The organism is Massilia sp. (genome assembly GCF_031995545.1).
Taxonomy (GTDB): domain Bacteria; phylum Pseudomonadota; class Gammaproteobacteria; order Burkholderiales; family Burkholderiaceae_D; genus Telluria.
The window spans coordinates 32,912-55,356 of sequence record NZ_DAMAGA010000025.1 but is presented as its reverse complement, the minus strand read 5'-3'; the positions used below and the strand labels follow the sequence as shown (position 1 = coordinate 55,356).

General features: G+C 64.8%; 21 protein-coding genes. 10 read left to right on the top strand and 11 right to left on the bottom strand.

The genetic code is table 11. The features are described from left to right. Nucleotides 1–21: 21 nt before the first annotated feature. Genes RTQ83_RS16700 through RTQ83_RS16690 form a run of 3 tightly spaced genes read right to left on the bottom strand, consistent with a single transcriptional unit; the run spans nt 22 to nt 2,654 of the window. Nucleotides 22–819: an ABC transporter ATP-binding protein gene (locus RTQ83_RS16700; RefSeq protein ID WP_312516864.1), complete on the bottom strand. Its 798-nt coding sequence runs from the start codon at nt 817–819 to the stop codon at nt 22–24. Between the two features lies 1 nt (nt 820). Further along, entirely contained in the window at nt 821–1,678 is an 858-nt protein-coding gene (locus RTQ83_RS16695; RefSeq protein ID WP_312516862.1) for an ABC transporter permease, read from the bottom strand. Between the two features lie 10 nt (nt 1,679–1,688). Continuing rightward, the gene (locus RTQ83_RS16690; protein WP_312516860.1) at nt 1,689–2,654 is read right to left on the bottom strand and encodes an ABC transporter substrate-binding protein; all 966 of its coding nucleotides are present in this window, start codon (nt 2,652–2,654) and stop codon (nt 1,689–1,691) included. A gap of 247 nt (nt 2,655–2,901) precedes the next feature. Between RTQ83_RS16690 and RTQ83_RS16685 the strand changes: the two genes are divergently transcribed. The 3 genes from RTQ83_RS16685 to RTQ83_RS16675 all read left to right on the top strand — a co-directional run bounded on the left by RTQ83_RS16685 (nt 2,902) and on the right by RTQ83_RS16675 (nt 7,279). Further along, nucleotides 2,902–5,148: a hypothetical protein gene (locus RTQ83_RS16685; protein WP_312516859.1), complete on the top strand. Its 2,247-nt coding sequence runs from the start codon at nt 2,902–2,904 to the stop codon at nt 5,146–5,148. A gap of 122 nt (nt 5,149–5,270) precedes the next feature. Beyond that, nucleotides 5,271–6,638: a signal recognition particle protein gene (gene ffh, locus RTQ83_RS16680; RefSeq protein ID WP_290417620.1), complete on the top strand. Its 1,368-nt coding sequence runs from the start codon at nt 5,271–5,273 to the stop codon at nt 6,636–6,638. A 248-nt stretch (nt 6,639–6,886) separates the two neighbouring features. Then, on the top strand, nt 6,887–7,279 hold the full coding sequence (locus RTQ83_RS16675) for an SWIB/MDM2 domain-containing protein (RefSeq protein WP_290417619.1): 393 nt from the start codon (nt 6,887–6,889) through the stop codon (nt 7,277–7,279). A 171-nt stretch (nt 7,280–7,450) separates the two neighbouring features. Here the strand turns inward: RTQ83_RS16675 and RTQ83_RS16670 are convergent, their stop codons facing one another. The 4 genes from RTQ83_RS16670 to RTQ83_RS16655 form a co-directional block, all read right to left on the bottom strand. Further along, nucleotides 7,451–8,827: an alkaline phosphatase gene (locus RTQ83_RS16670; protein WP_312516855.1), complete on the bottom strand. Its 1,377-nt coding sequence runs from the start codon at nt 8,825–8,827 to the stop codon at nt 7,451–7,453. A gap of 16 nt (nt 8,828–8,843) precedes the next feature. Then, entirely contained in the window at nt 8,844–10,292 is a 1,449-nt protein-coding gene (locus RTQ83_RS16665) for an alkaline phosphatase (protein ID WP_312516853.1), read from the bottom strand. A gap of 90 nt (nt 10,293–10,382) precedes the next feature. After that, complete coding sequence (locus RTQ83_RS16660; RefSeq protein ID WP_409456120.1) at nt 10,383–11,012, bottom strand: lytic transglycosylase domain-containing protein; 630 nt, start codon at nt 11,010–11,012, stop codon at nt 10,383–10,385. Continuing rightward, nucleotides 11,012–12,730, bottom strand: coding sequence for a proline--tRNA ligase (locus RTQ83_RS16655; RefSeq protein WP_312516849.1), 1,719 nt, complete (start codon nt 12,728–12,730; stop codon nt 11,012–11,014). Before RTQ83_RS16655 ends, RTQ83_RS16660 begins: the two co-directional genes overlap by 1 nt. A 207-nt stretch (nt 12,731–12,937) precedes the next feature. Here RTQ83_RS16655 and RTQ83_RS16650 point away from each other — a divergent pair, with 207 nt between their 5' ends. Together RTQ83_RS16650 and RTQ83_RS16645 are read left to right on the top strand one after the other, a co-directional pair. Continuing rightward, nucleotides 12,938–13,609: an RNA pyrophosphohydrolase gene (locus RTQ83_RS16650; protein WP_312516847.1), complete on the top strand. Its 672-nt coding sequence runs from the start codon at nt 12,938–12,940 to the stop codon at nt 13,607–13,609. Nucleotides 13,610–13,698: 89 nt separating this feature from the next. Continuing rightward, complete coding sequence (locus RTQ83_RS16645) at nt 13,699–14,127, top strand: DUF1841 family protein (protein ID WP_312516845.1); 429 nt, start codon at nt 13,699–13,701, stop codon at nt 14,125–14,127. 22 nt (nt 14,128–14,149) lie between these two features. Here RTQ83_RS16645 and RTQ83_RS16640 read toward each other — a convergent pair whose 3' ends face one another. The 3 genes from RTQ83_RS16640 to RTQ83_RS16630 form a co-directional block, all read right to left on the bottom strand. Continuing rightward, nucleotides 14,150–15,670, bottom strand: coding sequence for a SulP family inorganic anion transporter (locus RTQ83_RS16640; RefSeq protein WP_312516843.1), 1,521 nt, complete (start codon nt 15,668–15,670; stop codon nt 14,150–14,152). 309 nt (nt 15,671–15,979) lie between these two features. Further along, nucleotides 15,980–16,318 carry a cytochrome c gene (locus tag RTQ83_RS16635; protein WP_312516841.1) on the bottom strand — a complete coding sequence of 113 codons (339 nt, stop codon included), beginning with the start codon at nt 16,316–16,318 and terminating at the stop codon, nt 15,980–15,982. A gap of 8 nt (nt 16,319–16,326) precedes the next feature. Continuing rightward, on the bottom strand, nt 16,327–16,686 hold the full coding sequence (locus tag RTQ83_RS16630) for a cytochrome c (protein ID WP_312516839.1): 360 nt from the start codon (nt 16,684–16,686) through the stop codon (nt 16,327–16,329). A gap of 187 nt (nt 16,687–16,873) precedes the next feature. Between RTQ83_RS16630 and RTQ83_RS16625 the strand changes: the two genes are divergently transcribed. From RTQ83_RS16625 to RTQ83_RS16605, 5 genes are all read left to right on the top strand, one after another. Next, entirely contained in the window at nt 16,874–17,767 is an 894-nt protein-coding gene (locus RTQ83_RS16625; RefSeq protein ID WP_312516838.1) for a MoxR family ATPase, read from the top strand. Further along, nucleotides 17,764–18,363 carry a GNAT family protein gene (locus RTQ83_RS16620; RefSeq protein ID WP_312516836.1) on the top strand — a complete coding sequence of 200 codons (600 nt, stop codon included), beginning with the start codon at nt 17,764–17,766 and terminating at the stop codon, nt 18,361–18,363. Before RTQ83_RS16625 ends, RTQ83_RS16620 begins: the two co-directional genes overlap by 4 nt. Continuing rightward, the gene (locus tag RTQ83_RS16615; protein ID WP_312516834.1) at nt 18,357–19,526 is read left to right on the top strand and encodes a VWA domain-containing protein; all 1,170 of its coding nucleotides are present in this window, start codon (nt 18,357–18,359) and stop codon (nt 19,524–19,526) included. Before RTQ83_RS16620 ends, RTQ83_RS16615 begins: the two co-directional genes overlap by 7 nt. Before the next feature lie 186 nt (nt 19,527–19,712). Further along, nucleotides 19,713–20,903 carry a cation:proton antiporter gene (locus RTQ83_RS16610; protein ID WP_312516832.1) on the top strand — a complete coding sequence of 397 codons (1,191 nt, stop codon included), beginning with the start codon at nt 19,713–19,715 and terminating at the stop codon, nt 20,901–20,903. Continuing rightward, nucleotides 20,893–22,041: a YbdK family carboxylate-amine ligase gene (locus RTQ83_RS16605; protein ID WP_312516830.1), complete on the top strand. Its 1,149-nt coding sequence runs from the start codon at nt 20,893–20,895 to the stop codon at nt 22,039–22,041. The genes RTQ83_RS16610 and RTQ83_RS16605 overlap by 11 nt, the downstream gene beginning before the upstream one ends. Nucleotides 22,042–22,053: 12 nt before the next feature. Here RTQ83_RS16605 and RTQ83_RS16600 read toward each other — a convergent pair whose 3' ends face one another. After that, the gene (locus RTQ83_RS16600) at nt 22,054–22,401 is read right to left on the bottom strand and encodes a hypothetical protein (protein ID WP_312516828.1); all 348 of its coding nucleotides are present in this window, start codon (nt 22,399–22,401) and stop codon (nt 22,054–22,056) included. Nucleotides 22,402–22,445: the final 44 nt, after the last annotated feature.

Sequence of the window (22,445 nt, the reverse complement as noted above, 5' to 3'; positions counted from 1 at the left end):
TCGCCCGCCGCCGCTTGCCTGTCAGTCCACCGCCGCCATGCGCAGTTCGTCATGGTGATGCCGTTGCTGTTCTTCCATCACCAGCTGCCCCAGCTCGCGCTTGAGCAGGTTGAAGGCCGGGTCGGCCGGGTCGCGCGGGCGCGGCAGCTCTACCAGCAGGTCGCGCTTGACCGTCCCCGGCCGGTAAGTCATCACCACGATGCGGTCGGCCAGGTAGATCGCTTCCTCGATGCTGTGGGTGACGAACAGAATCGTCTTCTTCATCTCGCCCCACAGGCGCAGCAGTTCGTCCTGCAGGTTGCGCCGGGTGAGCGCATCCAACGCGCCGAACGGTTCGTCCATCAGCAGGATCGGCGAATCGAGCGCCAGCACGCGCGCGATCGCCACCCGCTGGCGCATGCCGCCGGACAGGTCTTTCGGATAGCGCGCGCGGAAGTCGGCCAGCGACAGCAATCGCAGCAGATCGTCCACGCGCTGGGTGATGACCGCCGCCGGCACGCGCTTGATCTCGAGCCCGAAGCGGATGTTCTGCTCCACCGTCATCCACGGGAACAGCGCATATTCCTGGAACACCATGCCGCGCTCGGGACCGGGCCCGGTCACCGGCCGTCCGTCGACCACGATCACCCCGCTCGACGGCGGCGCGAAACCGGCCACCGCATTCAGCAGCGTCGACTTGCCGCAGCCGGAAGGCCCAAGCAGGCAGGTGAACTGCCCGCGCGGGATGTTCAGGCTGATGTCCTGCAGCGCCACCATTTCGCGTCCCTCGGCGCCGAACACCTTGTTCACGCCATCGACTCGGATATGTATGTCACTCATCTCAATGCTCCAGGCCGCGGTGCCAGCGCAGCAAATGGTTGTTCAATTTGGTGACGCCGACGTCGATCGCCAGGCCCAGGAGGCCGATGCTGATCATCCCGGCGATGATCTTGTCCGACCAGAAGTACTCGCGCGCTTCCGAGATGCGGAACCCCAGGCCGCTGTTCACCGCGATCATCTCGGCCACGATCACCACGATGAAGGCGGTGCCAATGCCGATCCGCACGCCGGACAGGATGTAGGGCACCGCCGCCGGCAGGATCACGCGCACGAACATGGTCAACCGGCCCGCGCCCAGGTTGCGCGCCGCACGCAGATAAATGCCGTCCACCTGGCGCACCCCGGCCACGGTGTTCATCAGCACCGGGAAGAACGCCCCGATCGCGATCAAAAACACCGCCGGCGGATTACCGAGCCCGAACCACAGCATCGCCAGCGGGATATAGGCGATCGGCGGAATCGGCCGCAGCACCTGCACCAGCGGATTGAACCAGGCATACACGCTGCGGCTCGCCCCCATCGCCAGGCCGAGCGGCAGCGCCAGTCCGGCGCCGAGCGCAAAGCCCAGCACTACCCGATACAGGCTGGCGAGGATGTCGACCGGCAGCTCGCCCGAGAACGCCCACGACAGCCAGCCGCCGTCGGCATAATCCTTCCACGCCACCAACGGTAAAAGGTAGTCGACCCACTTGCGCCACACGTCCAGCGGCGCCGGCAGCACTTGCGGATTGATCCAGCCGCTGGCCGCGATCCACTGCCACAGCGCGATCGCCAGCACCGGCACCACCAGGCCGACGCCGGTGTCCGACAAGCGCAGCGGCGTGAGGCGCCGGGTCTTGCGTCGTTCGATGCGTTCCATATGCCCTCCTCTATTGGATCTGCAGGCTGCGCTTGGCCGCGGCCAGCAGGTCGGTGCGTACCCAGTCCCTGGCCAGCGGCGGACGCGCCATGCGGCCCACGCCGGTCTGCGCCATCACGTCGGTGGTGACCTGGATGTGGTTCGGGGTGATGTCGTACGAATACGGCGAGTTACCGATCGCGTCCCGAAAGTCGGCCACCGTGATCTGGCCCTTGAACATCTGCTGGCGCACATACTGCTCGGCCACCGCCGGGCTTTCGATGAAGGTGCGCGTGGCCTGCACGAAGCAGCGCATGAATTTCTCGGCCAGCGGGCGGCGCTCGCGGTAGAACTTCTCGGTCATGACCATGGTGCGCACCGGTTCGCCGATCGAGGTGCCGTAGGGTTTCATCACCTCGACACCGATGCCCATATTGATCGCCTGCGACGACTGCGGCTCGGACTGCATCATGGCGTCGATGTGGCGTCCCATCAGCGCCTGGTTCAGGTCCGCGTAGGCCAGGTACACCAGCTGCACGTCCTTGCTGCCCGAGGCATCGGCCTTCAGGCCATGGCGCGCCAGTTCCGCCATCAGCAGCACTTCCTGGATGCCGCCGCGCGTGACGCCGACTTTTTTACCTTTCAAATCGGCGATGCCGGCGATGTTGACGCCTCGCCGCGCCACCAGTCGCGCCCCGCCGCGCGCGAAACCGGCCACCACCACGATCGGGGCGCCGCCGGCGCGGCCCTGGATCGCCGCTTCGGAGGCGGTGGCGCCCACGTCCAGTTCGCCGGCGATGATGGCCTGCATCACGTCCAGGCCCTTGGCGAACATCTTTTCCTCGACCCGGATGCCGCAGCGCGGGGCGATTTCCTTGATGTACGAGACCGCGCCGAAATGCGCGAGCTTGAGATTGCCGAGCCGGACGACTTCTTGCGCCTGCACCGTTGTACTCAATGCCAGCCATACAGTCATGGCGATCGATACCAGTTTCATTCCCCGCTCCTTGCTCATGAAAGGATTGCCGTTGGCCCTGGCATATCCGCCAAATGCCGCAGGGTGCACAATGCATTCCGCACAGAAACTTGTCGTTGAGAAACAGCAAGCGGGACAGCAATCATGCTGGAGCGTAGGGCAAGGTTGCCGCCATCCGCTTGTCGGTGACAATTGATGACTTTCCAGTTGGTATCCAGAGCAGATAATGATCGCTTCGGCATTCAGCCATTTCGACTTGATACCTCCAATGCGAATTTTTCTTCCCCTGATTCTGGGCGGCCTGCTGAGCGCCTGCGGCGGCGGTGGAGGCAGCGACAGCCCTGCGCCAATTTCCCCTCCGGCGCAACCGGCCCCGCCCGTGACCGCCAGCATGACCTTGTCCAGCCCGACCCTGCGCCCGATCACCGGCGGCAGCGCAGTTCCGCTCAGCGCCGCGTTGTCGAGCGGCGGCGCGGTGCGCTGGCAACTGGCGGCCGGCGCGCCCGGCACGCTCAGTGCCGACACTGGCAGCGTCGTCCGCTACCAGCCGCCGGCAGGTGTACTGGCGGCGCCGGTGGCGGTAACCGTCACCGCCACCGGCGATGGCGCCAGCGCGTCGCTGACGCTGGCCGTTTCGTCCGAAACGCGTACGCCCGGACTGTTCGAGATGCCCTGGCGCGCTTCCAGCGGCCCTACCCTGCACCGGCCAAGCAGTGTTGCCACCGACATCGCCGGCAATACCTATGTCGTGTCGTATAACGACGTCTCGCCCTCGCGCCGGGGTGCGCCGCATCTGCACAAGATTGCTCCCGACAATACCGTCACCACACTTATCGACGACGACACCTGGTTCGGCCAGGCTGCGTCGAACGCGAATGCTTCTCACCTTTACTGGATCTCGAGCATGGCCGTGGACCGCGCCGGCAACCTGTACTTCGGCATCCTGCCGCTCGGCTCTCCGCTCACGGCGGGCCAGCAAAGCCTCGGAGGCCCGACCATCCTGAAGGTGACCCCGGCCGGCGTCGTCTCGGTGCTCGCGGGCAGCGCAGATCCGCAAGTCGGCGCGATCACCGACGGCAACGGCAGTGCCGCACGGTTCCTCGATCCATCCATCGCCGGTATCGACTTCGATGGCAATCTGTACGTGCGCGACGGTGGCGACACCGTGCGCAAGGTGACCACGAGCGGCAACGTGACGACCGTGGCTTCGCTGCCGCGTGGTTTGACCGCGGACAAGGACGGCAATACGTATGCGCGCGACGACGCCACGAACAAGCTGGTGCGCACCGGTGCGGATGGCGCCAGGACGATCGTAACGGACGTGCCCTACTGCGCCGATGGCGCGCCGGAGCGACCGCGTGCCTGCCTGCCGAGCGCTTGGTACCGGCTGATCCCCGCCGGCGGCGCCTCGTATGTCGTGTTCGACGGCTACAGCCTGCTACGCCTGGTCATGCCGTCACCGAACTCGCCGCCGGCCGCGACCATGACCCTGTCCAGCCCGACCCTGCGCACCATCGCCGGCGGCAATGCGATCCCGCTCACGGCCACCGTGTCAGGCGGCGGCGCGGTGCGCTGGCGCCTGGCGACCGGATCGCCCGGCAGCCTCAGCGCCGACATGGGCGCCACCGTGCGCTACCTGCCGCCGGCCGGCGCGCTGGCTGCGCCGACGACGGCGACCGTGATCGCCGAAGCCGACGGCGCCAGCGCCGCGCTGACGCTGGCCCTGACGTCCACACCGAACATGCCGGGATTGTTCGCAATGCCATGGCGCGATTCGGACGAACCGACCATGCACCGGCCGCACAGCATTGCCGCCGATCTTGCAGGCAACACCTATGTGGTGAGCTACGTGGCCAATGTGAATCCCACACGGCGCGGATCCCCGCACCTGTACCGGATCGCCCCCGACAATACGGTGACGCCGCTCATCAGCGCCACGACCTGGTTCGGCCAGCCTGTCTCGGACGAAAATGCCCGGCGTCTCAACAATATTGTGGGATTCGCGGTGGGCCGCACGGGGGACCTCTACTTTGCCGTCGTACAACCATTCAGCGTCACGGTCGGCGCGCCGACGATCCTGAAGGTGAACCCGGCAGGCATCATGTCGGAACTGGTAACCAATTCTCCTCCGGATGCCCCACCTGAGAGCGCCCAGGCGCCGACCATTGCCGGCATCGATTTCGACGACAATCTGTATGTGCTCGACAGCAGCCGCACACTGTACAAGGTGAGCGCGGCCGGCAGTGTAACGCCGCTGGCGGCCCTGCCGAACGGTTTGAATGCGGATAAGGACGGCAATACCTACGCTTACGATGAAGTCTCACGCAAGCTGGTTCGTACTGGTGCGGACGGCAGCAAGGAGCAGGTGACGTCCGTGCCGTACTGCGCCAACGGCACGCCGGCACCGCCACTGGCCTGTCTGCCCGACGCCCCTTACGACCTGATCCCGGCCGGCGGCACGTCGTATGTCGTGTATGACGGCTTCTCCCTGCGCCGCCTGGTTCTGCCGCGTTGACACGGAAGAACGGCCGAAACCGCAACGTCGCACTGAGGTAGAATGACGGCTTTCCTGCAGCCCGGCGCTCTGTTGGGCACGGGCTGCAGCTATGTGCACGCTATTTTTCCCGAGATGCAGTCATGCTAGACAATCTGACTCAACGCCTCGCCAAGGTCGTCAAGACCATGCGCGGCGAGGCCCGCCTGACCGAAGCCAACACCGCCGAAATGCTGCGCGAAGTGCGCATGGCCCTGCTCGAGGCCGACGTGGCGCTGCCGGCAGTGCGCGAATTCATCGCCAAAGTGAAGGAAAAAGCGCTGGGCGAAGAAGTGCTGGCCTCGCTCAGCCCGGGCCAGGCCCTGGTCGGCGTGGTCCAGAAAGAACTTGCTGCCCTGATGGGCGCCGACCTGGGTCCGGAAGCGACCCAGCTGTCGTTCGCCCAGCAGCCGCCGGCGATCATCCTGATGGCCGGCCTGCAAGGTGTAGGTAAGACCACCACCACCGGCAAACTGGCCAAGTACCTGAAGGAACAGAAGAAGAAAAAAGTGCTGACCGTCTCGGCCGACGTGTATCGTCCGGCCGCGATCGCGCAGCTGGAATCGGTCACCAAGCAGGTGGGCGCCGACTTCTTCCCGTCCACCGCCAACGACAAGCCGGTCGACATCGCCCTCAACGCCCTGGACTGGGCCAAGAAGCACTACCACGACGTCCTGATCATCGACACCGCTGGCCGCCTGGGTATCGACGAAGCGATGATGAAAGAGATCGCCGCCGTGCACGGCGCGGTCAAGCCGGTCGAGACCCTGTTCGTGGTCGACGCCATGCTGGGCCAGGATGCGATCAACACCGCCAAGGCCTTCAACGACGCCCTGCCCCTCACCGGCATCGTGCTGACCAAGCTCGATGGCGATTCGCGCGGCGGTGCGGCCCTCTCGGTGCGTCACGTCACCGGCAAGCCGATCAAGTTCGCCGGCGTGTCTGAAAAACTGGACGGTCTGGAAGCCTTCGACCCGAGCCGCATGGCCAACCGCGTGCTGGGCATGGGCGACATCCTGGCGCTGGTCGAAGAAGCGCGCAAGGGCGTGGACGCCGAAGCGGCGGCCGAACTGGCCAACAAGATCAAGGTCGGCGGCCGTTTCGACATGAACGACTTCAAGGCGCAGCTGACCCAGATGAAGAAAATGGGCGGCATGGCCGGCCTGATGGATAAACTCCCGGCCCAGTTCCAGCAAGCCGCCGCCGGCGCCAATATGGACCAGGCCGAGAAATCGGTGCGGCGCATGGTCGGCATCATCGACTCGATGACCCCGGGCGAACGCGCCAAGCCGGAACTGATCAAGGCCAACCGCAAGCGCCGCATAGCGGCCGGCGCCGGCGTGCAGGTGCAGGAAGTCAATCGCATGCTGAACCAGTACGACCAGATGCAGACCATGATGAAGAAACTCAAAGGCGGCGGCCTGATGAAGATGATGCGCGGAATGAAGGGCATGATGCCCGGCATGCGTTAATCGGATTATTCCGACGCTATGGCGTTGGACTGCCAGGACCGCGCAGAGTATCGCTTTGCGCGGTTTTTTTTCGTCCTTTGTCACCGTTTTTTCGCTCTGGTGCGTTGTTGTGTGCGATAGCACCCATTTAGGGGCTTTTCAGAGTGAAAAAGTCTTGAAAAAGACTTGCACGAACAGAAAAACGCTACCAATATAGGCGTGCGATAAATCACGCATTTTTCCATGTGTTCGTTTTAGGAGGCTCGAAGATGGCAACAGCCAAAAAAACCACTGCAGCGCCAGCCAAAAAAGCAGCTGCCAAGCCTGCTGCAGCGGCCAAGCCGGCAGCAAAAAAGGCAGCAGCACCAGCTAAAGCAGCAGCCAAATCGGCCGACAAGCCGGCAGCTGCGCGCAAGCCGAATGCCGCCTTCATGAAGGCAATGACCCCGTCCGCCACCCTGGCCGCCGTCGTGGGCGACAAACCGCTGCCACGTACCGAAGTGACCAAGAAGGTCTGGGATTACATCAAGTCGAAAGACCTGCAAGACGCGGAAAACCGTCGCATGATCAATGCCGACGACAAGCTGAAAGCCGTTTTCGGCGGCAAGGCGCAAGTGTCGATGTTTGAAATGACCAAGCTGATTTCGGATCACCTGAAATAAGCCGGCTGTTTTAAAAGCCTCGAGCTGAAAAGAAAAGCCCCGGTTAATGCCGGGGCTTTTTGTTTTTAAAGTGCTAATACTGGTGGTGGCTGGGCGGATTAACTTGGGTCCCCGCCAAGGGGGACCCAAGTTTGCATGCATACTGATATCGCATGCAAAACCACCGCAGCATTACAAGCCCGCCGCCGCCTTCATCAGCTGAAACACCTGGATATTCTCGATTGTCCCCTTGAACGGCGCCGATCCGGCCCCGGTCGCATACAGTTTCACATCGCCGCCGCCATGCGTCTCGGACGACTTGTGCACCCCGGTCTCCTGGTGATAATCGTCGCTCTGCGCCACCACGCTGTCCACATCGGTGCGCGCGTCAGGCCGGTTCGGGCCGTTGCCGAACACCAGCGTGGTGAAGGTCTTGCCGTCGGCATCCTTCTTTGGCTGGCCGGTCGCGTAGTCGCGCACGATGTCGTGGATCGGGTTGCCGCGCTTGGCGTAGCCGTTGATCTGCATGGTGTGGTCGTGGTCGGCGGTGAGCACGATCAGCGTGTTCTCCAGCCCCGGATCGATGGCGCGCATGCGCTCGACCGCCAGCGCCAGCGCTTCGTCGAACGCCACCGTTTCTTCCAGGGCGTGCTTGGCACGGGTGTCGTGCAGCGCGTGGTCGATCTTGCCGCCTTCGACCATCAGGAAGAAGCCGTTCGGATTGGCCGACAGCAGGTCGATCGCCTTGCCGGTCATCTCGGCCAGGGTCGGCTGCTCGGGACGGCGCTGGTAGGAGTAATCGAGGTGGCTGGTGGCGCTGAAGATGCCGACGAACTTGCGTCCCGGCCGGGCCGACAGCATGCCCGCGCGCGTTCCGGCCACATAGTAGCCGGCGCCGGCGAATTCGGCCATCAGGTCGCGCCCGTCCGGACGGCCCTTCGGATTGGTCGCTTCGTCGTGCGGCGTGAAGTGATTGCGTCCGCCGCCCATCAGGACGTCGACGCCATCGCGTAGCGCCGGGTTGTAGCCGGCGCCTCCCGGCACGATCTGCTGCGCGATGGTGTAGGCCGCGTCGCGGCTGCACACGTGCGAGAAGGTCGATGCCGGCGTGGCGTGGGTCAGTTCGGTGGTGGTGATGCTGCCAACCGATTTGCCGCGTGCCTTGGCCAGCTCCAGGATGGTGACGGCGGCGCTGCCGTTGCCGGCCTTGCACTGATCGACGCCCTCTTTGGTCGGCTCGACCGGACGCGCATCCTTCATCGAGATGACGTCGTTGTTCATCTTCACGCCGGTCATGTAGGCGCCCATCGACGGTGCGCTGTCGGTGGTCTGGTAGTCAAGCGAATAGGTCTTGATGCGCGCGGTGCGCTCCATCAGGCGTTCGAAGTCGAGCAGGCCGTCTTCGCCGTTCTTGTGGATGCGGGCGGCGGTAATGACCGTCGGCCCCATGCCGTCGCCGAGGAAGAAGATGATGTTCTTGGCCGGCTTGGTGGATTGGGCGGCAGCGATGGCTGGCACTGCAGCGCAGCAGGCGGCCAGCAGCAGCGGGGTAATGCGTCGGAAAGTCATATCGTTTACCTCGGGCTTACAGACCGCCGGCGGTCTTGATCAGGTTGAACACGCGGGTGTTGTCGATGGTGCCGCGGAACAGCTCCGCATTGGCGCCGGTCGCGCCCAGGAACACATCGCTGCCGCCGTGGGTCTCGGCGCCCTTGTTGGTGCGCACCACGGCTTCCTGGTGGTAGTCGTCGGCCGTGACCACGGCGTCGGTCAACGGCCCTTGCGCCGAACGGTCGCCTTCGCGCTTTTCGCCGGTGCCGAAACCGATGATGGTGTACGGCGTGCCCTTGCTGTCCAATACCGGGGTGCCGTCGGCGTTGCGCACCAGCCCGAGCACGCCCGGATTGGTGGGCGTGGTCTTGCCGGTACGCGCCGCGTAGCCGTTCAAGAGCAGCGTGTGGTCATGGTCGGCGGTGGCCACGATCAGGGTGTTCTTCAGGCCCGGGTCGAGCTGGTTCATGCGGTCGATCGCGGCCTGCAGCGCGGCGTTGTAGCCGACCGTTTCCTGCAAGGCGCGCTTGCCCAGCGTGGCGTGCAGCGCGTGGTCGATCAGGCCGCCCTCCACCATCAGGAAGAAACCGTTCGGGTTCGGCGCCAGCAGCTCGATCGCCTTGCGCGTCATGGCGTCGAGCGCCGGCTGGCGTGCGGCGTCGCGCTCGGCGTCGAAGGCCATGTGGCTGGCGGCGAACAGGCCCACCGCCGGCTGGCCTGGCTTGAGTGCATCGAGGCCTGCGGTATCCTTGATGACGCGGAAGCCCTTGCTGCCGAATTCGGCCAGCAGGTCGCGGTTGTCGGCGCGCTTGCCGCCGTTTGCGAACGGCGTGAAGAACTGGGCACCGCCGCCGAACAGCACGTCCAGGCCGCGCGCGCCGAGGGCCGCGTTGTAGCCGGCGCCGCCCGGTACCAGGCTGGCGGCGATGTCGTTTTCCATCTTGCGGTGGCAGACGTGGGCGTAGGTCGAGGCCGGGGTGGCGTCGGTGACGTTGGTGTTGGTGACCACGCCGACCGCCATGCCGCGCCGCTTGGCCAGTTCCAGCAGCGTGACCGTGGCTTGCCCGTTCTCGCAGCGACCCACCAGCTTGTTGCCGTTGGCGTCGGCCACCGGGGCGATGGCACGGGTGCCGGCCGACATCGAGATCACGCCGTTGTTGTGCTTCACGCCGGTCATGTAGGCCGCCATCGAAGCGGCGCTGTCGGTCACCTGGGCGTCGTTCGAGAAGGTCTTCACGAACGCCGATTCCGGCATCTTGTCGAGGGCCAGTTCGCCGTCTTCGCCGACGGCGTAGATGCGCGCTGCGGTCAGGGTGTTGATGCCCATGCCGTCGCCGAGGAAGAAGATGATGTTCTTGGCGCGCTGGTCGACGGCGTTGGTGCCTTGCGTCGTGGTCGCGGTTTGGGTGGCGGCGGGCGGCGTGGCCGCGCAGCCGGCGAGCGTCGCCAGCAGCGTGGCGGCGGCAAGAGTGGTCAGTCGCATGCAGTCCTCACGGTGGAAAGCGGGAAGTCTACACTGTGAAAGTGACACGTAGGTGAATTGCCATGTTGGCGCTTGTACGCCGTGACGGCGTCACCCGGCCGGATGGAACTCCCACTTCTTCCACGCCGCCAGCACCGCATTCGGATACTGCGGCTTGCCACGGCTGCCGTTGTAGCGCCCCAGCGCCAGATACAGGTCGCCGCGCTCCATGTCGATGTACAGGCGCAGGATCGAGCAGCCGTAGCGCAGGTTGGTCTGCATGTGGAACAGGCGGCGGCGGTCGCCGTCGCCGATCGCCTTGGTCCAGAACGGCATCACCTGCATGTAGCCGCGCGCGCCGGCGATCGAGATCGCGTACTTGCGGTAGGCCGACTCCACCTGGATCAGGCCCAGCACCAGCCCCGGATCGAGGCCGGCGCGGGTGGCTTCGTACCACGCGGTCTCGAGGAATTCGGTGCGCGTCTGCAGGTCGGGCAGGCGCTTGGTCAGGCGGCGCGACATCTCGTCGAACCAGGCCTGGTAGCGCGCCCGCGCCGCTTCGGTGCGGAAGGACGGCTTGGGCGGACGGGCGTCGGCGATGGCGTTGGCCAGCGCCAGGCGCACCGAATCCGACAGCGCTTCTTCTTTCTGGTTGCCGGCTTGCGCCGCACCCGTCAGAAGCGCAAGCGCCAGCAGCAGGCCCGCGCTCATCGGGGCCAGATGTCCCGCCCACACCGCCATCACTTGCCCAGTTTGCCCTTGATGAAGGCGACCATCTCGGCCACCGGCACCGCACTGGCGGCTTCGTCGCGGCGGCCCAGGTATTCGAGGTTGCCTTCTTTCAGGCCACGCTCGCCGACCACCACGCGGTGCGGCACGCCGATCAGTTCCCAGTCGGCGAACATCGCACCCGGACGCAGGCCGCGGTCGTCGACGATCACGTCCACACCGGCCGCCAGCAGCTCTTCGTACAGCTTCTCGGTCTGTTCCTTGACCATCTCGCTGCGGTCCATGCCCATCGGGCACAGCACCAGTTCGAACGGCGCGATCGCGTCCGGCCAGACGATGCCCTTGTCGTCGAAGTTCTGCTCGATCGCGGCGCCCAGGATGCGGGTGATGCCGATGCCGTAGCAGCCCATCTGCAGCGGGGCCGGCTTGCCGTTTTCGTCGAGGAAGGTGGCGCCCATCGCTTCCGAATAAGCGGTGCCGAGCTGGAACACGTGACCCACTTCGATGCCGCGCTCGATCGCCAGCACGCCTTTGCCGTCCGGCGAAGCGTCGCCTTCGATCACGTTGCGCAGGTCGGCCACGCTTGGTTCCGGCAGGTCGCGGCCCCAGTTGGCGCCGGTGAAGTGGAAGTCCGCTTCATTCGCGCCGCACACGAAGTCGGCCATGTTGGCGACGGTACGGTCGGCAACCACATTCACCGGCAGCTTGGTATTGATCGGACCCAGGTAGCCCGGCATGGTGCCGAATACTTCGAGGATCTCGGCTTCGGTCGAGAAGCGGAAGTCCTTCAGGCCGGCGACCTTGCCGACCTTGATCTCGTTGAGTTCATGGTCGCCGCGCAGCAGCAGCACCCAGTACTGCTTCTTGCCTTCGTTCTCGACGGTCAGGGCGATGGTCTTGACGGTCTGCGCCAGCTGCAGGCCAAGCAGTTCGGCCACGGCTTCGCATTTGGTCTTGCCCGGGGTCGGGGTCTTGGCCAGTTCCTGGGTGGCGGCGCCGCGCTCACCGCTGGCGACGGCTTCCGCCGCTTCGATATTGGCCGCGTAATCAGAGGTCGGGCAGTACACCAGCGCGTCTTCGCCGGTGCCAGCGATGACGTGGAATTCGTGCGAGCCGGTGCCGCCGATGGCGCCGTTGTCGGCCGCCACCGCACGGAACTTCAGGCCGAAGCGGTTGAAGATGCGGGTGTAGGCATCGAACATGTTCTGGTAGGAAGCCTGCATTCCCGAGACGTCGCGGTCGAACGAGTACGCATCCTTCATCGTGAATTCGCGGCCGCGCATCAGGCCGAAGCGCGGACGGCGCTCGTCGCGGAACTTGGTCTGGATGTGATAGAAGTTGATCGGCAGCTGGCGGTACGATTTGATTTCGCTGCGCACCACGTCGGTGACCACTTCTTCCGAGGTCGGCTGGATCGCGAAGTCGCGGCCGTGGCGGTCTTTCACGCGCATCAGCTCATCGCCCATCTTGTCCCAGCGGCCGGTCTCTTGCCACAGTTCGGCCGGTTGCACCAATGGCATCAGCAGTTCGATCGCGCCCGCGCGATTCATCTCTTCGCGCACGATCGCCTCGACCTTGCGGATGGTACGCAGGCCCACCGGCATGTAGGTATAAATGCCGGAGCCGATGCGTTTGATCATCCCGGCGCGCATCATCAGCTTGTGGCTGACGATCTCGGCATCGGAAGGCGCTTCTTTAAGAGTTGAAATAAAAAATCGTGAGGCGCGCATATCAATGAATTCTTTTTAAAAAGAGAGGGTTATAATCGACCTAATTTTAAAGGATTAGCCGGCTGATGCGTCCAATCTTTCTACAAACAGGGTCCGCAGCAAGCAGCGTCGACCGCGCAAGCGGTGCGGAAATCCCACGGACGTGAAGAATTTGTAAGTAAAAACATAAGGAACCATCCGGCCGGCGGAAAGTATTGAGGTGCACTTATGCTCGATCGTGAAGGGTTTCGGCCCAACGTCGGCATCATCCTGCTGAACGCCAACAATGAGGTGTGGTGGGGCAAGCGGGTGCGCGAGCACTCATGGCAATTCCCGCAAGGGGGTATCAAATACGGCGAAACGCCGGAGCAAGCGATGTACCGCGAGCTCGAGGAAGAGATCGGCCTGCGCGCGGAGCACGTCAAGATCATGGGCCGCACCCGTGACTGGCTGCGCTACGAGGTGCCGGATCACTTCATCAAGCGCGAGATCCGCGGCCATTACCGCGGCCAGAAGCAGATCTGGTTCCTGCTGCGTATGGTCGCGCGCGACAGCGAAGTCAACCTGCGCCTGACCGACCATCCGGAATTCGACGCCTGGCGCTGGCACAATTACTGGGTGCCGCTGGACGTGGTGATCGAGTTCAAGCGCGACGTGTACCAGCGCGCGCTGCAGGAACTGTCGCGCTTCGTGACCTGGCCTGCGCGCGGCGGCGGCAATGGCGGCGGGCCGCATGGCGAGCGGCGGCATAGCGCGCGCTATCTGCGCCAGCCGCATGCGCGCTCGCAATCGGGTAGCGCCGGCACAGGCGCCAAACCAGGTACGCCCGGCCTGGCTGCGAGTGCGCCTACCGCACCGGCAGCGGCTCCGGAGTCGCTGGTGCTGGTGCCAAACAAGTAACACCCAACGTCGTTCCTGCCCGCGCAGGAACGACGTCTCCGCCATCGCGCTACAATGCCGGCTGATTCCTTTTGCTCTCCCCTTCCGCCATGTTCACTCCCTCCTCGCATGACGTGCGCCGTTTCTTCTGCGACGCCTACCGCAAGCAACGCAACGGCGAGATCCTGACTCCGATGGATGCGATCGCCGCCGACTGGATCGCGCAGCATCCGGAATACCACGCCGAACTGTTCGATCCCGACGAAGCCATCGCGCGCGACTACTCGATCGAAGGCGGCAAGCCGAATCCCTTCCTGCACCTGTCGATGCACCTGTCGATTGCCGAGCAGATCTCGATCGACCAGCCGCGCGGCATCCGCGCCGCCCACGACGCGCTGGTCGCGCGGCGCGGCGAGCACGATGCGCACCACGAGATCATGGAATGCCTGGGCGAGATGATCTGGGCTTCGCAGCGCAATGGCGTGCCGCCGGATACCGAAGCGTATATCGAGTGCGTGCGCCGGCGCGCATTTGCCTGACGCCGGACCACGCTCTCCTGACTCACGCCAGCTTGTCGTCCGCCACCCGGTAGCGCGGGTCTTCCATTACGTTCACCTCGATCATGTCCTGCGCCTTGCCCAGCAGTTCGCGGCAATCGGGGCTCAGGTGGCGCAGGTGCAGGCGCTTGCCCAGCGCGCGGTAGCGATCGGACAGTGCATCGATCGCCTGGATCGCGGAATGATCCACCACCCGCGCGCGCAGGAAATCGATCACCACGTCCTGCGGATCATCCTTGGGGGCGAACACGTTCTGGAACGCCGTCACCGAGGCAAAGAACAGCGTGCCTTCCAGCTCATAGACCTTCCAGCCGTTGGCGTCTAAGCTGCTGCGCGCGCCCACCTGCTTGGCGTGCTGCCAGGCGAACACCAGCGCCGACACGATCACGCCGGCGATCACCGCCACCGCCAGGTCGAACACCAGCGTGATGCCGGCCACCAGCACGATCACGAACGCGTCGGCGCGCGGCACCTTGCCGAACAGGCGGAACGTGCCCCACTCGAAGGTCTTCTCGCACACCACGAACATCACGCCCACCAGCGCCGCCAGCGGAATCGCCTCGATCCAGCTCGAGCCGAACAGGATGAAAGCCAGCAGGAACAGCGCCGCCGCGATGCCGGACAGGCGGCCGGTGGCGCCGCTGTTCACGTTGATCATGCTCTGGCCGATCAGGGCGCAGCCGCCCATGCCGCCGAACAGGCCGGTAACCACATTGGCCGCGCCCAGCGCCAGCGATTCGCGGTTCGGCTGGCCGCGGGTATCGGTGATCTCGTCGATCAGGGTTAGCGTGAGCAGCGACTCGATCAGGCCGACGCCGGCCAGCACCAGCGAATACGGGAACACGATGCGCAGGGTCTCGAGGTTGAACGGCACGTCTGGTATCGCAAAACTCGGCAGGCCGCCGGCGATCGATCCGAGGTCGCCCACGGTTTTGGTGTCGATGCCGAGCAGAGAACAGCCGACACTCACCACCAGGATGCCGACCAGGGTCGATGGCACGGCTTTGGTCAGGCGCGGGACCAGGTAGATGAGTGCTACGGTGACGGCGACGATGCCGAACATGGTGGCCAGCTCGGGCCCCGGCATCCACCGCACCACGCCATCCGGGCCAGCCTGCTTGAAGTGGTTGAACTGGGCCAGGAAGATCAGCAGCGCCAGGCCGTTGACGAAGCCGAGCATCACCGGATGCGGCACCATGCGGATGAATTTACCGAGGCGGGCGGCGGCGAACAGCAGCTGCAGCACACCCATCAGCACCACGGCCGCGAACAGATACTGCGCGCCATGCTGCACCACCAGCGCCACCATCACCACCGCCAGCGAACCGGCGGCGGCCGAGACCATGCCCGGGCGGCCGCCGAAAGCGGAGGTGATGAAGGCGACCAGCACCGCGGCATACAGGCCGGTGAGCGGGGACATGTGGGCGATCAGGCCGAAGGCGATGGCTTCGGGGACCAGGGCCAGGGCGACGGTGAGGCCGCTGAGCAGGTTGGTTTTGAGGTAAGTGGGGGTGACGGACGACACAAGAGCTCCAACGGTATGCTGGGTGGCGTTGGCAAGATCATTCACATGCGGTACGCATACGAACTTGGGTTCCCGCCTTCGCGGGAATGACGTTCGTATGTAGGTGGCCAAAAGTTCAACACTTTGGCCCGCTCCTTCAGCACGTCATTCCCGCGAAGGCGGGAACAATGCCACTGGCATTGTCCCCCCCAAATTCGCCGCACACCCGCAACTCAACCACACCACCCAAAAACAAAAATCCCCTTGGCCGCAGCGCAGCAAAGGGGACCGCCATCTTACCAGCTGTTGCAAACGCCGTCTGCAAGCGCCCTATTTCTTGACCACCAGCTGCGACGGCAGGCTGGCCAGATACGCCCCGATATCGTCCATGTCGCGGTTCGACAGCGGCTGCACCTGCAGCGCCATGATCGCGTTCACGCGCCCGTTGGCGCCGGCCCCGCGTTTATAGGCCCGCAGCGCATGCGCCAGGTAATCCGCATGCTGCCCGCCCAGTTTGGGATAGCTCGGATCGATCGGCTTGTTGAAATCCGCCCCGTGGCACGAAGCGCAGTTGTACTTCTTGACCAGTTCCCCGCCGCGGGTCACGTCGGCGGCGGCCGCGCTCAAGGAAAACAGGCCGAGCGCGAGGGATGCAATCAGTGTCTTCATGGCGGTCCTCATCGCGCGGCCGTGGTCGAATTTTGCTGGGAATAGTAGGCCGCGACGTCGGCGATGTCCTGGTCGCTCATCGAGCGCGCGATGCCGGTCATGGAGGGATGCTTGCGGTCGCCCTTGCGGTAGGACTTGAGCGCGGCCTCGATGTACTTGGCCGACTGCCCGCCGATCTTCGGCACCTGGTAGACCTCGGGGAAGGCGGTCTTGTAGCCGCCGGCGATGCCGTGACAGCCGATGCACATCTCGATCTTGGCGGCGGCGGCCTTGGGATTGCCGACGACTTCCGCTGCTGCTGCGCTGCCGGAGGTACTGGCGATGCTGCCAAATACAGCCAGTACCAGTGGTGCCAAAGTTTTTTTCATGGGCGTCTCGTTAGTTATGATTCGAAAACCGCAACCGCACAAAAAGTTAGCAACTGGTCTACCAACGGGCTGATTCTATCTGAAGACTTGACACCAGTCTACAAACCGCGCCACCCCGCCACGACGGCGTTTCCGTGCCGTTCTGGCATATACTCGGTGGGGTCAAACACCACTTTTTCGCCATCCCATGCAAGCCACATCCCACCCACCTTCACGCTTCGAAGGCAGCGACAACTACGTCGCCACCGCCGACCTGAAACTGGCCGTCAACGCCGCCCTTCTGCTTGCCCGCCCGCTCCTGATCAAGGGCGAGCCGGGCACCGGCAAGACCATGCTGGCCGAAGAAGTGGCGGCCGCGCTCAACATGCCGCTGCTGCAGTGGCACGTGAAGTCGACCACCAAGGCCCAGCAGGGCCTGTACGAATACGACGCCGTCTCGCGCCTGCGCGATTCGCAGCTGGGCGACGAGCGCGTGCGCGACATCCAGAACTACATCGTCAAGGGCGTGCTATGGCAGGCCTTCACCGCGCCCGAGCCGGTGGTTTTGCTGATCGACGAAATCGACAAGGCCGACATCGAGTTCCCGAACGACCTGCTGCGCGAACTCGATCGCATGGAGTTCTACGTCTACGAAACGCGCGAGATGGTGGTGGCCAGGCACCGGCCGCTGGTGATCATCACCTCCAACAACGAAAAGGAACTGCCGGACGCCTTCCTGCGCCGCTGCTTCTTCCACTACATCCAGTTCCCGGACCGCGAGACGATGGCCGACATCGTCGGCGTGCACTTCCCGAATCTGAAGCAGGACCTGCTGGCGGCGGCGCTGCAAAGCTTCTACGCGCTGCGCGACGTCCCCGGCATCAAGAAGAAGCCGTCGACCTCGGAATTCCTGGACTGGCTCAAGCTGCTGCTGGCCGAGGACATTCCGGCCGCCGCACTGGCCGGCAACGAGGGTGGCAAAGGCAGCGGCAAGGCCGGCGTGCCGCCACTGCACGGCGCCCTGCTGAAAAATGAACAGGACGTGCAACTGTTCGAGCGCCTGATGCTCATGTCTAACACCTTGTCGAGGAACAACCGATGATCGACGTGCGGCCGCTGACGCTCGCGTTCAATGGCGTGCGCCTGGAACCGCTGGCCCAGCACCATGCGGACGGCTTGCGCGCGGCAGCCGGTGACGGCGAACTGTGGAACCTGCGCGTGACCAGCGTGCCGACGCCGGACGACGTCGAACGCTATATCGACGCCGGCATGACGATGACCAACCGCGTCGCCTTCGCCGTGCTCGATGCCGCGACGAACACCGTCATCGGCACCACCAGCTACCACGACATCGTGCCGGAGATCGACCGCGTCGAAATCGGCTACACCTGGTATGCGAAACGGGTGCAGCGCAGCCACGTCAACACCAGCTGCAAGCTGATGCTGCTGGCGCATGCCTTCGACACGCTCGGCTGCGCCGTGGTCGGCCTGCGCACCGACTGCGAGAATTTCGTCTCGCAGGCCGCGATCGCGCGCCTCGGCGCCCAGCGCGACGGCGTGCTGCGCCACCATGCGCTGCGCCGTGACGGGACCGTGCGCGACACGGTCATGTTCAGCATCCTGCGCGCTGAATGGCCACAGGTACGCGCAGGCCTGCAGGGGCGCCTGGCCCATCACGCCGGAGCCATCGCATGCTGATCGACTTCTTCCGCGCGCTGCGCGATGCCAAGGTGCCGGTCTCGATCCGCGAATTCCTGACGCTGCTCGAAGCGCTGCAGCGCCAGGTGATCCTGCCCTCGCTCGACGAGTTCTATTACCTGGCGCGCCTGACGCTGGTGAAGGACGAAGCCCACTTCGACAAGTTCGATCGCGTGTTCGGCGCCTGGTTCAGAGGCGTCGATGCGGTGTTCGACGAGAAGGCCGAGATTCCACTGGACTGGCTGCTCAAGCGCTTCGAGCGCGAACTGACGCCCGAGCAGAAGGCGCAGCTGGAAAAATTCGGCTACGACAAGCTGCAGCAGCGCCTGCAGGAACTGCTGAAGGAACAGAAGGAGCGCCACGCCGGCGGCAGCAAATGGATCGGCACCGGCGGCACCTCGCCCTTCGGCCACGGCGGCACCAACCCGGAAGGCATCCGCATCGGCGGCCAGAGCCGCAACCGCAGCGCCGTCAAGGTGTGGGAGCAGCGCAGCTACCGCGACTACGACAACGAACGCGAACTGGGCACGCGCAACCTGAAGGTGGCGCTGCGCCGCCTGCGCCGCTTCGCGCGCCAGGGCGCGGCGGACGAACTGGCACTCGACGACACCATCCGCGCCACCGCCAGCAACGCGGGCTGGCTCGACATCCGCATGCGTCCCGAGCGGCGCAACCGGATCAAGGTGGTGATGCTGTTCGACGTCGGCGGCTCGATGGACGACCACATCGAGCGCACCGAAGAACTGTTTTCGGCCGCCAGCAGCGAATTCAAGAACATGGAGTTCTACTACTTCCACAACTGCGTCTACGACTACCTGTGGAAGAACAACCGGCGCCGCCACAGCGAGCGCTTCGACACCTGGGACGTGCTGCGCAAATACCCGCTTGACACCCGCATCCTGTTCGTCGGCGACGCTACCATGAGCCCGTACGAGGTAATGGCGCCGGGCGGGTCGGTCGAGTACAACAACGAGGAACCGGGTGCGGAGTGGCTGGCGCGCTTCGTGACCACCTTCCCCAAGTTCGTCTGGCTCAATCCGGAGCCGGAACACCTGTGGCAGTACCGGCAGTCGATCGCGCTGATCCGGCAGATCATGAACAACCGGATGTTCCCGATCACGCTCGATGGGCTGGAAAGGGCCATGCGCTTGCTGAGCAAATAAGCACCTTGCCACATTATTGACCCGCCCCCTGGCGGCGCATCAACCCGTCCTTACGCACTGTGTTAGCACGGACACGGACGGCCGCGCCCGAATCGCCAAGAATAGCGTCACTTGCCCGCCGCTCGCCGTGCTTCGCACAGGGTGTGGGGACGGGCAAGCCAGAACAATATTGCCTTGGGAGACTTAATGCCAGACCTGCTGTCCCTGTTGACGAGCCTTGCGTGGCCGCTGGCGATCGTGCTCGCCTGGCTGGCCGGCGAATTCGGGCAGCGCTGGACCGGCCTGCCGCGCATCAGCTTTTATGGCCTGGTCGGCTTCGCCTTCGGCAGCGCCCAGCTCGGCGCCCTGCCCGCACCCGACATGGGGCCGATCGCCCTGCTCGCCAATATCGCCTTTGGCCTGGTGCTGTTCGAACTTGGCAACCGCATCAACCTGCGCTGGCTGGTGACCAATCCCTGGATCGGCATGGCCGGCCTGGTCGAAGCCGGGCTGACTTTCGTCGCGGTTTATATCGTCGCCACCCTGTTCGGCACCAGCCAGATCACGGCGCTGCTGATGGGAGCGCTGTCGATGGCGACGTCACCCGCGACCGTGGTGCGCATCATCAACGAGCAGCGCAGCTCGGGCCAGATGACCGAGCGCGTGCTGCACCTGTCGGCGCTGAATTGCGTGCTGGCAGTGTTCGCTTTCAATGCCATCATCGGTTTCTGGATCTTCCGCACCTATGACGCGGTCGGCGAAGCGCTGTGGCAAAGCATGGTGATGCTGGCCGGCTCGCTGCTGGCCGGCGCCATCTTCGGCGTGATCGTCCCGGCCCTGCTGCGCGCTACCGGCAATGCGCAGCAGGACGCCACCGTCGCCTTTGCGCTGGCGGTGATCCTGCTGGCGTCGATCTGCGACCGCACCGGCCTGTCGCCGGTGGTGGCGGCGCTGGCCTTCGGCCTGACGGTGCGCTACCGGCGCGTCGCCTTCAACCAGACCCAGCGCAACTTCGGCGTGCTGGGCGAGGTGCTGACCATCCTGCTGTTCGTATACGCCGCCTCCACCATCGACTGGCGCCTGGTGCGTGACGCCTTTTGGCTGGCGCTGGCGGTAGTATTGGTGCGCATGCTGGCCAAGACCGCTGGCGTCACCGCCTTCGCCCACCTGTCCGGCATCACCCGGCGCAAAGGGATGCTGACCGGCCTGGGGCTGGCGCCGCTGGCCGTGTTCGTGATCCTGCTGCTCGAGCACACTCGCTATGCCGGGGTGCAGGTGGTCGAGGAATTGCGCGCGATGGCGGCGGTGACGATGCTGCTGGAAGTCTTCGGCCCGATCATCATCCAGCGCGCCCTGGTATGGGCGCGCGAAGCACCGGAGTCGAATCATGCCACTTGACGCATTCAATGCCTCGCAGCCGCTCACCTTCGGGGTCGAGCTCGAGCTGCAGCTGGTGAGCCTGTCGGATTTCAACCTGACCGCCGCCAGCCCCGACCTGATGCACCTCCTGAAGAGGAAGCCGTTCCCGGGCAACGTCACGCCCGAGATCACCGAGAGCATGATCGAGATTAACTCGAGCGTGCACTCGTCGTACGAGCCGCTGCTGAGCGAACTGCTGGAGATCCGCGACACCCTGGTCGCGGCCAGCGACATGCTCAATATCGGCATCGCCGGCGGCGGCACGCACCCGTTCCAGCACTGGTCGGATCAGAAGATCTCGGCCAAGCCGCGCTACGAATACCTGTCGCAGCTGTACGGCTATCTGGCCAAGCAGTTCACGGTATTCGGCCAGCACGTGCACATCGGCTGCGCCAACGGCGACGATGCGCTGTACCTGCTGCATGCGCTGAACCGCTACCTGCCGCATTTCATCGCGCTGTCGGCCTCGTCGCCGTTCGTGCAGGGCCACGACAGCCTGTTCGAATCGGCGCGCCTGAACTCGGTGTTCGCCTTCCCAATGAGCGGGCGGGCGCCGTTCACGCTGAAATGGCAGGATTTCCAGGACGTCTATTTTGCCAAAATGGAGCGCACCAACATCATCAAGAGCATGAAGGACTTCTATTGGGACCTGCGGCCGAAACCCGAATACGGCACCATCGAGCTGCGCGTGTGCGACACGCCGCTGACGGTGGAGCGGGCGGCAGCCCTGGCGGCCTACCTGCAGGCGCTGTGCCGCTACCTGCTGGAGCGCAAGGCCGCGGGCGCGCCCGACGAGATGCCGGCGGAAGACGATTACCTGGTCTACAACTACAACCGCTTCCAGGCCTGCCGATTCGGCCTGGAGGGCGCCATCACGCATCCGAAAACCTACGAGAGCATGGCGATGCGCGACGACATCCTGGCCACGCTCGATCAGATGCTGCCGCATGCCGAAGCGCTGGGCAGCGTCGATGCGCTGCGCCACCTGGCGACGGCGGTCGAGGGCGGCAGCGACGCGGCCATCCTGCGCCGCCACTTCGAGCAGGAAGGCAGTTGCGAAGGCATGGTCAATGCGGCGATCGGGCACTTCCGCGGCGGGCCGACCATGGCGCTGTGAGCGCCTGCGCGATCAGCTCGCCAGCGGCGCGGCCTTGCCGGGCCAGCCACCCTTCATGAAACGGGCCAGCAGCGGCTGACGGGTCGGCGCCGGCGCCGGCAGCTTGGCGTCGACCACGCCGGCCCATTGGTCGGCCAGCTGTTCGCAGGTGGCGCGCAGTACCGGGTCGATGCTGGGCAAGCGCGACAAGGCACACAGGTGGCGTTCGATCACCGAGGCCAGCTTGACGCACGGCTGCTCGCCGTCGCCGCGAGCGGTATAGTGGGACATCAGATGCAACAGCGAAGCGACCAGCAGCGCGTCCTGGCTGCGCGGTTCCTGCGACGCCGCCAGCGTCGGAATTGCGGCGGGGATGGTCATGTGTGCGTCTCCAAAATGCGTGCCCTGCGCCTGACCGGTGAGGG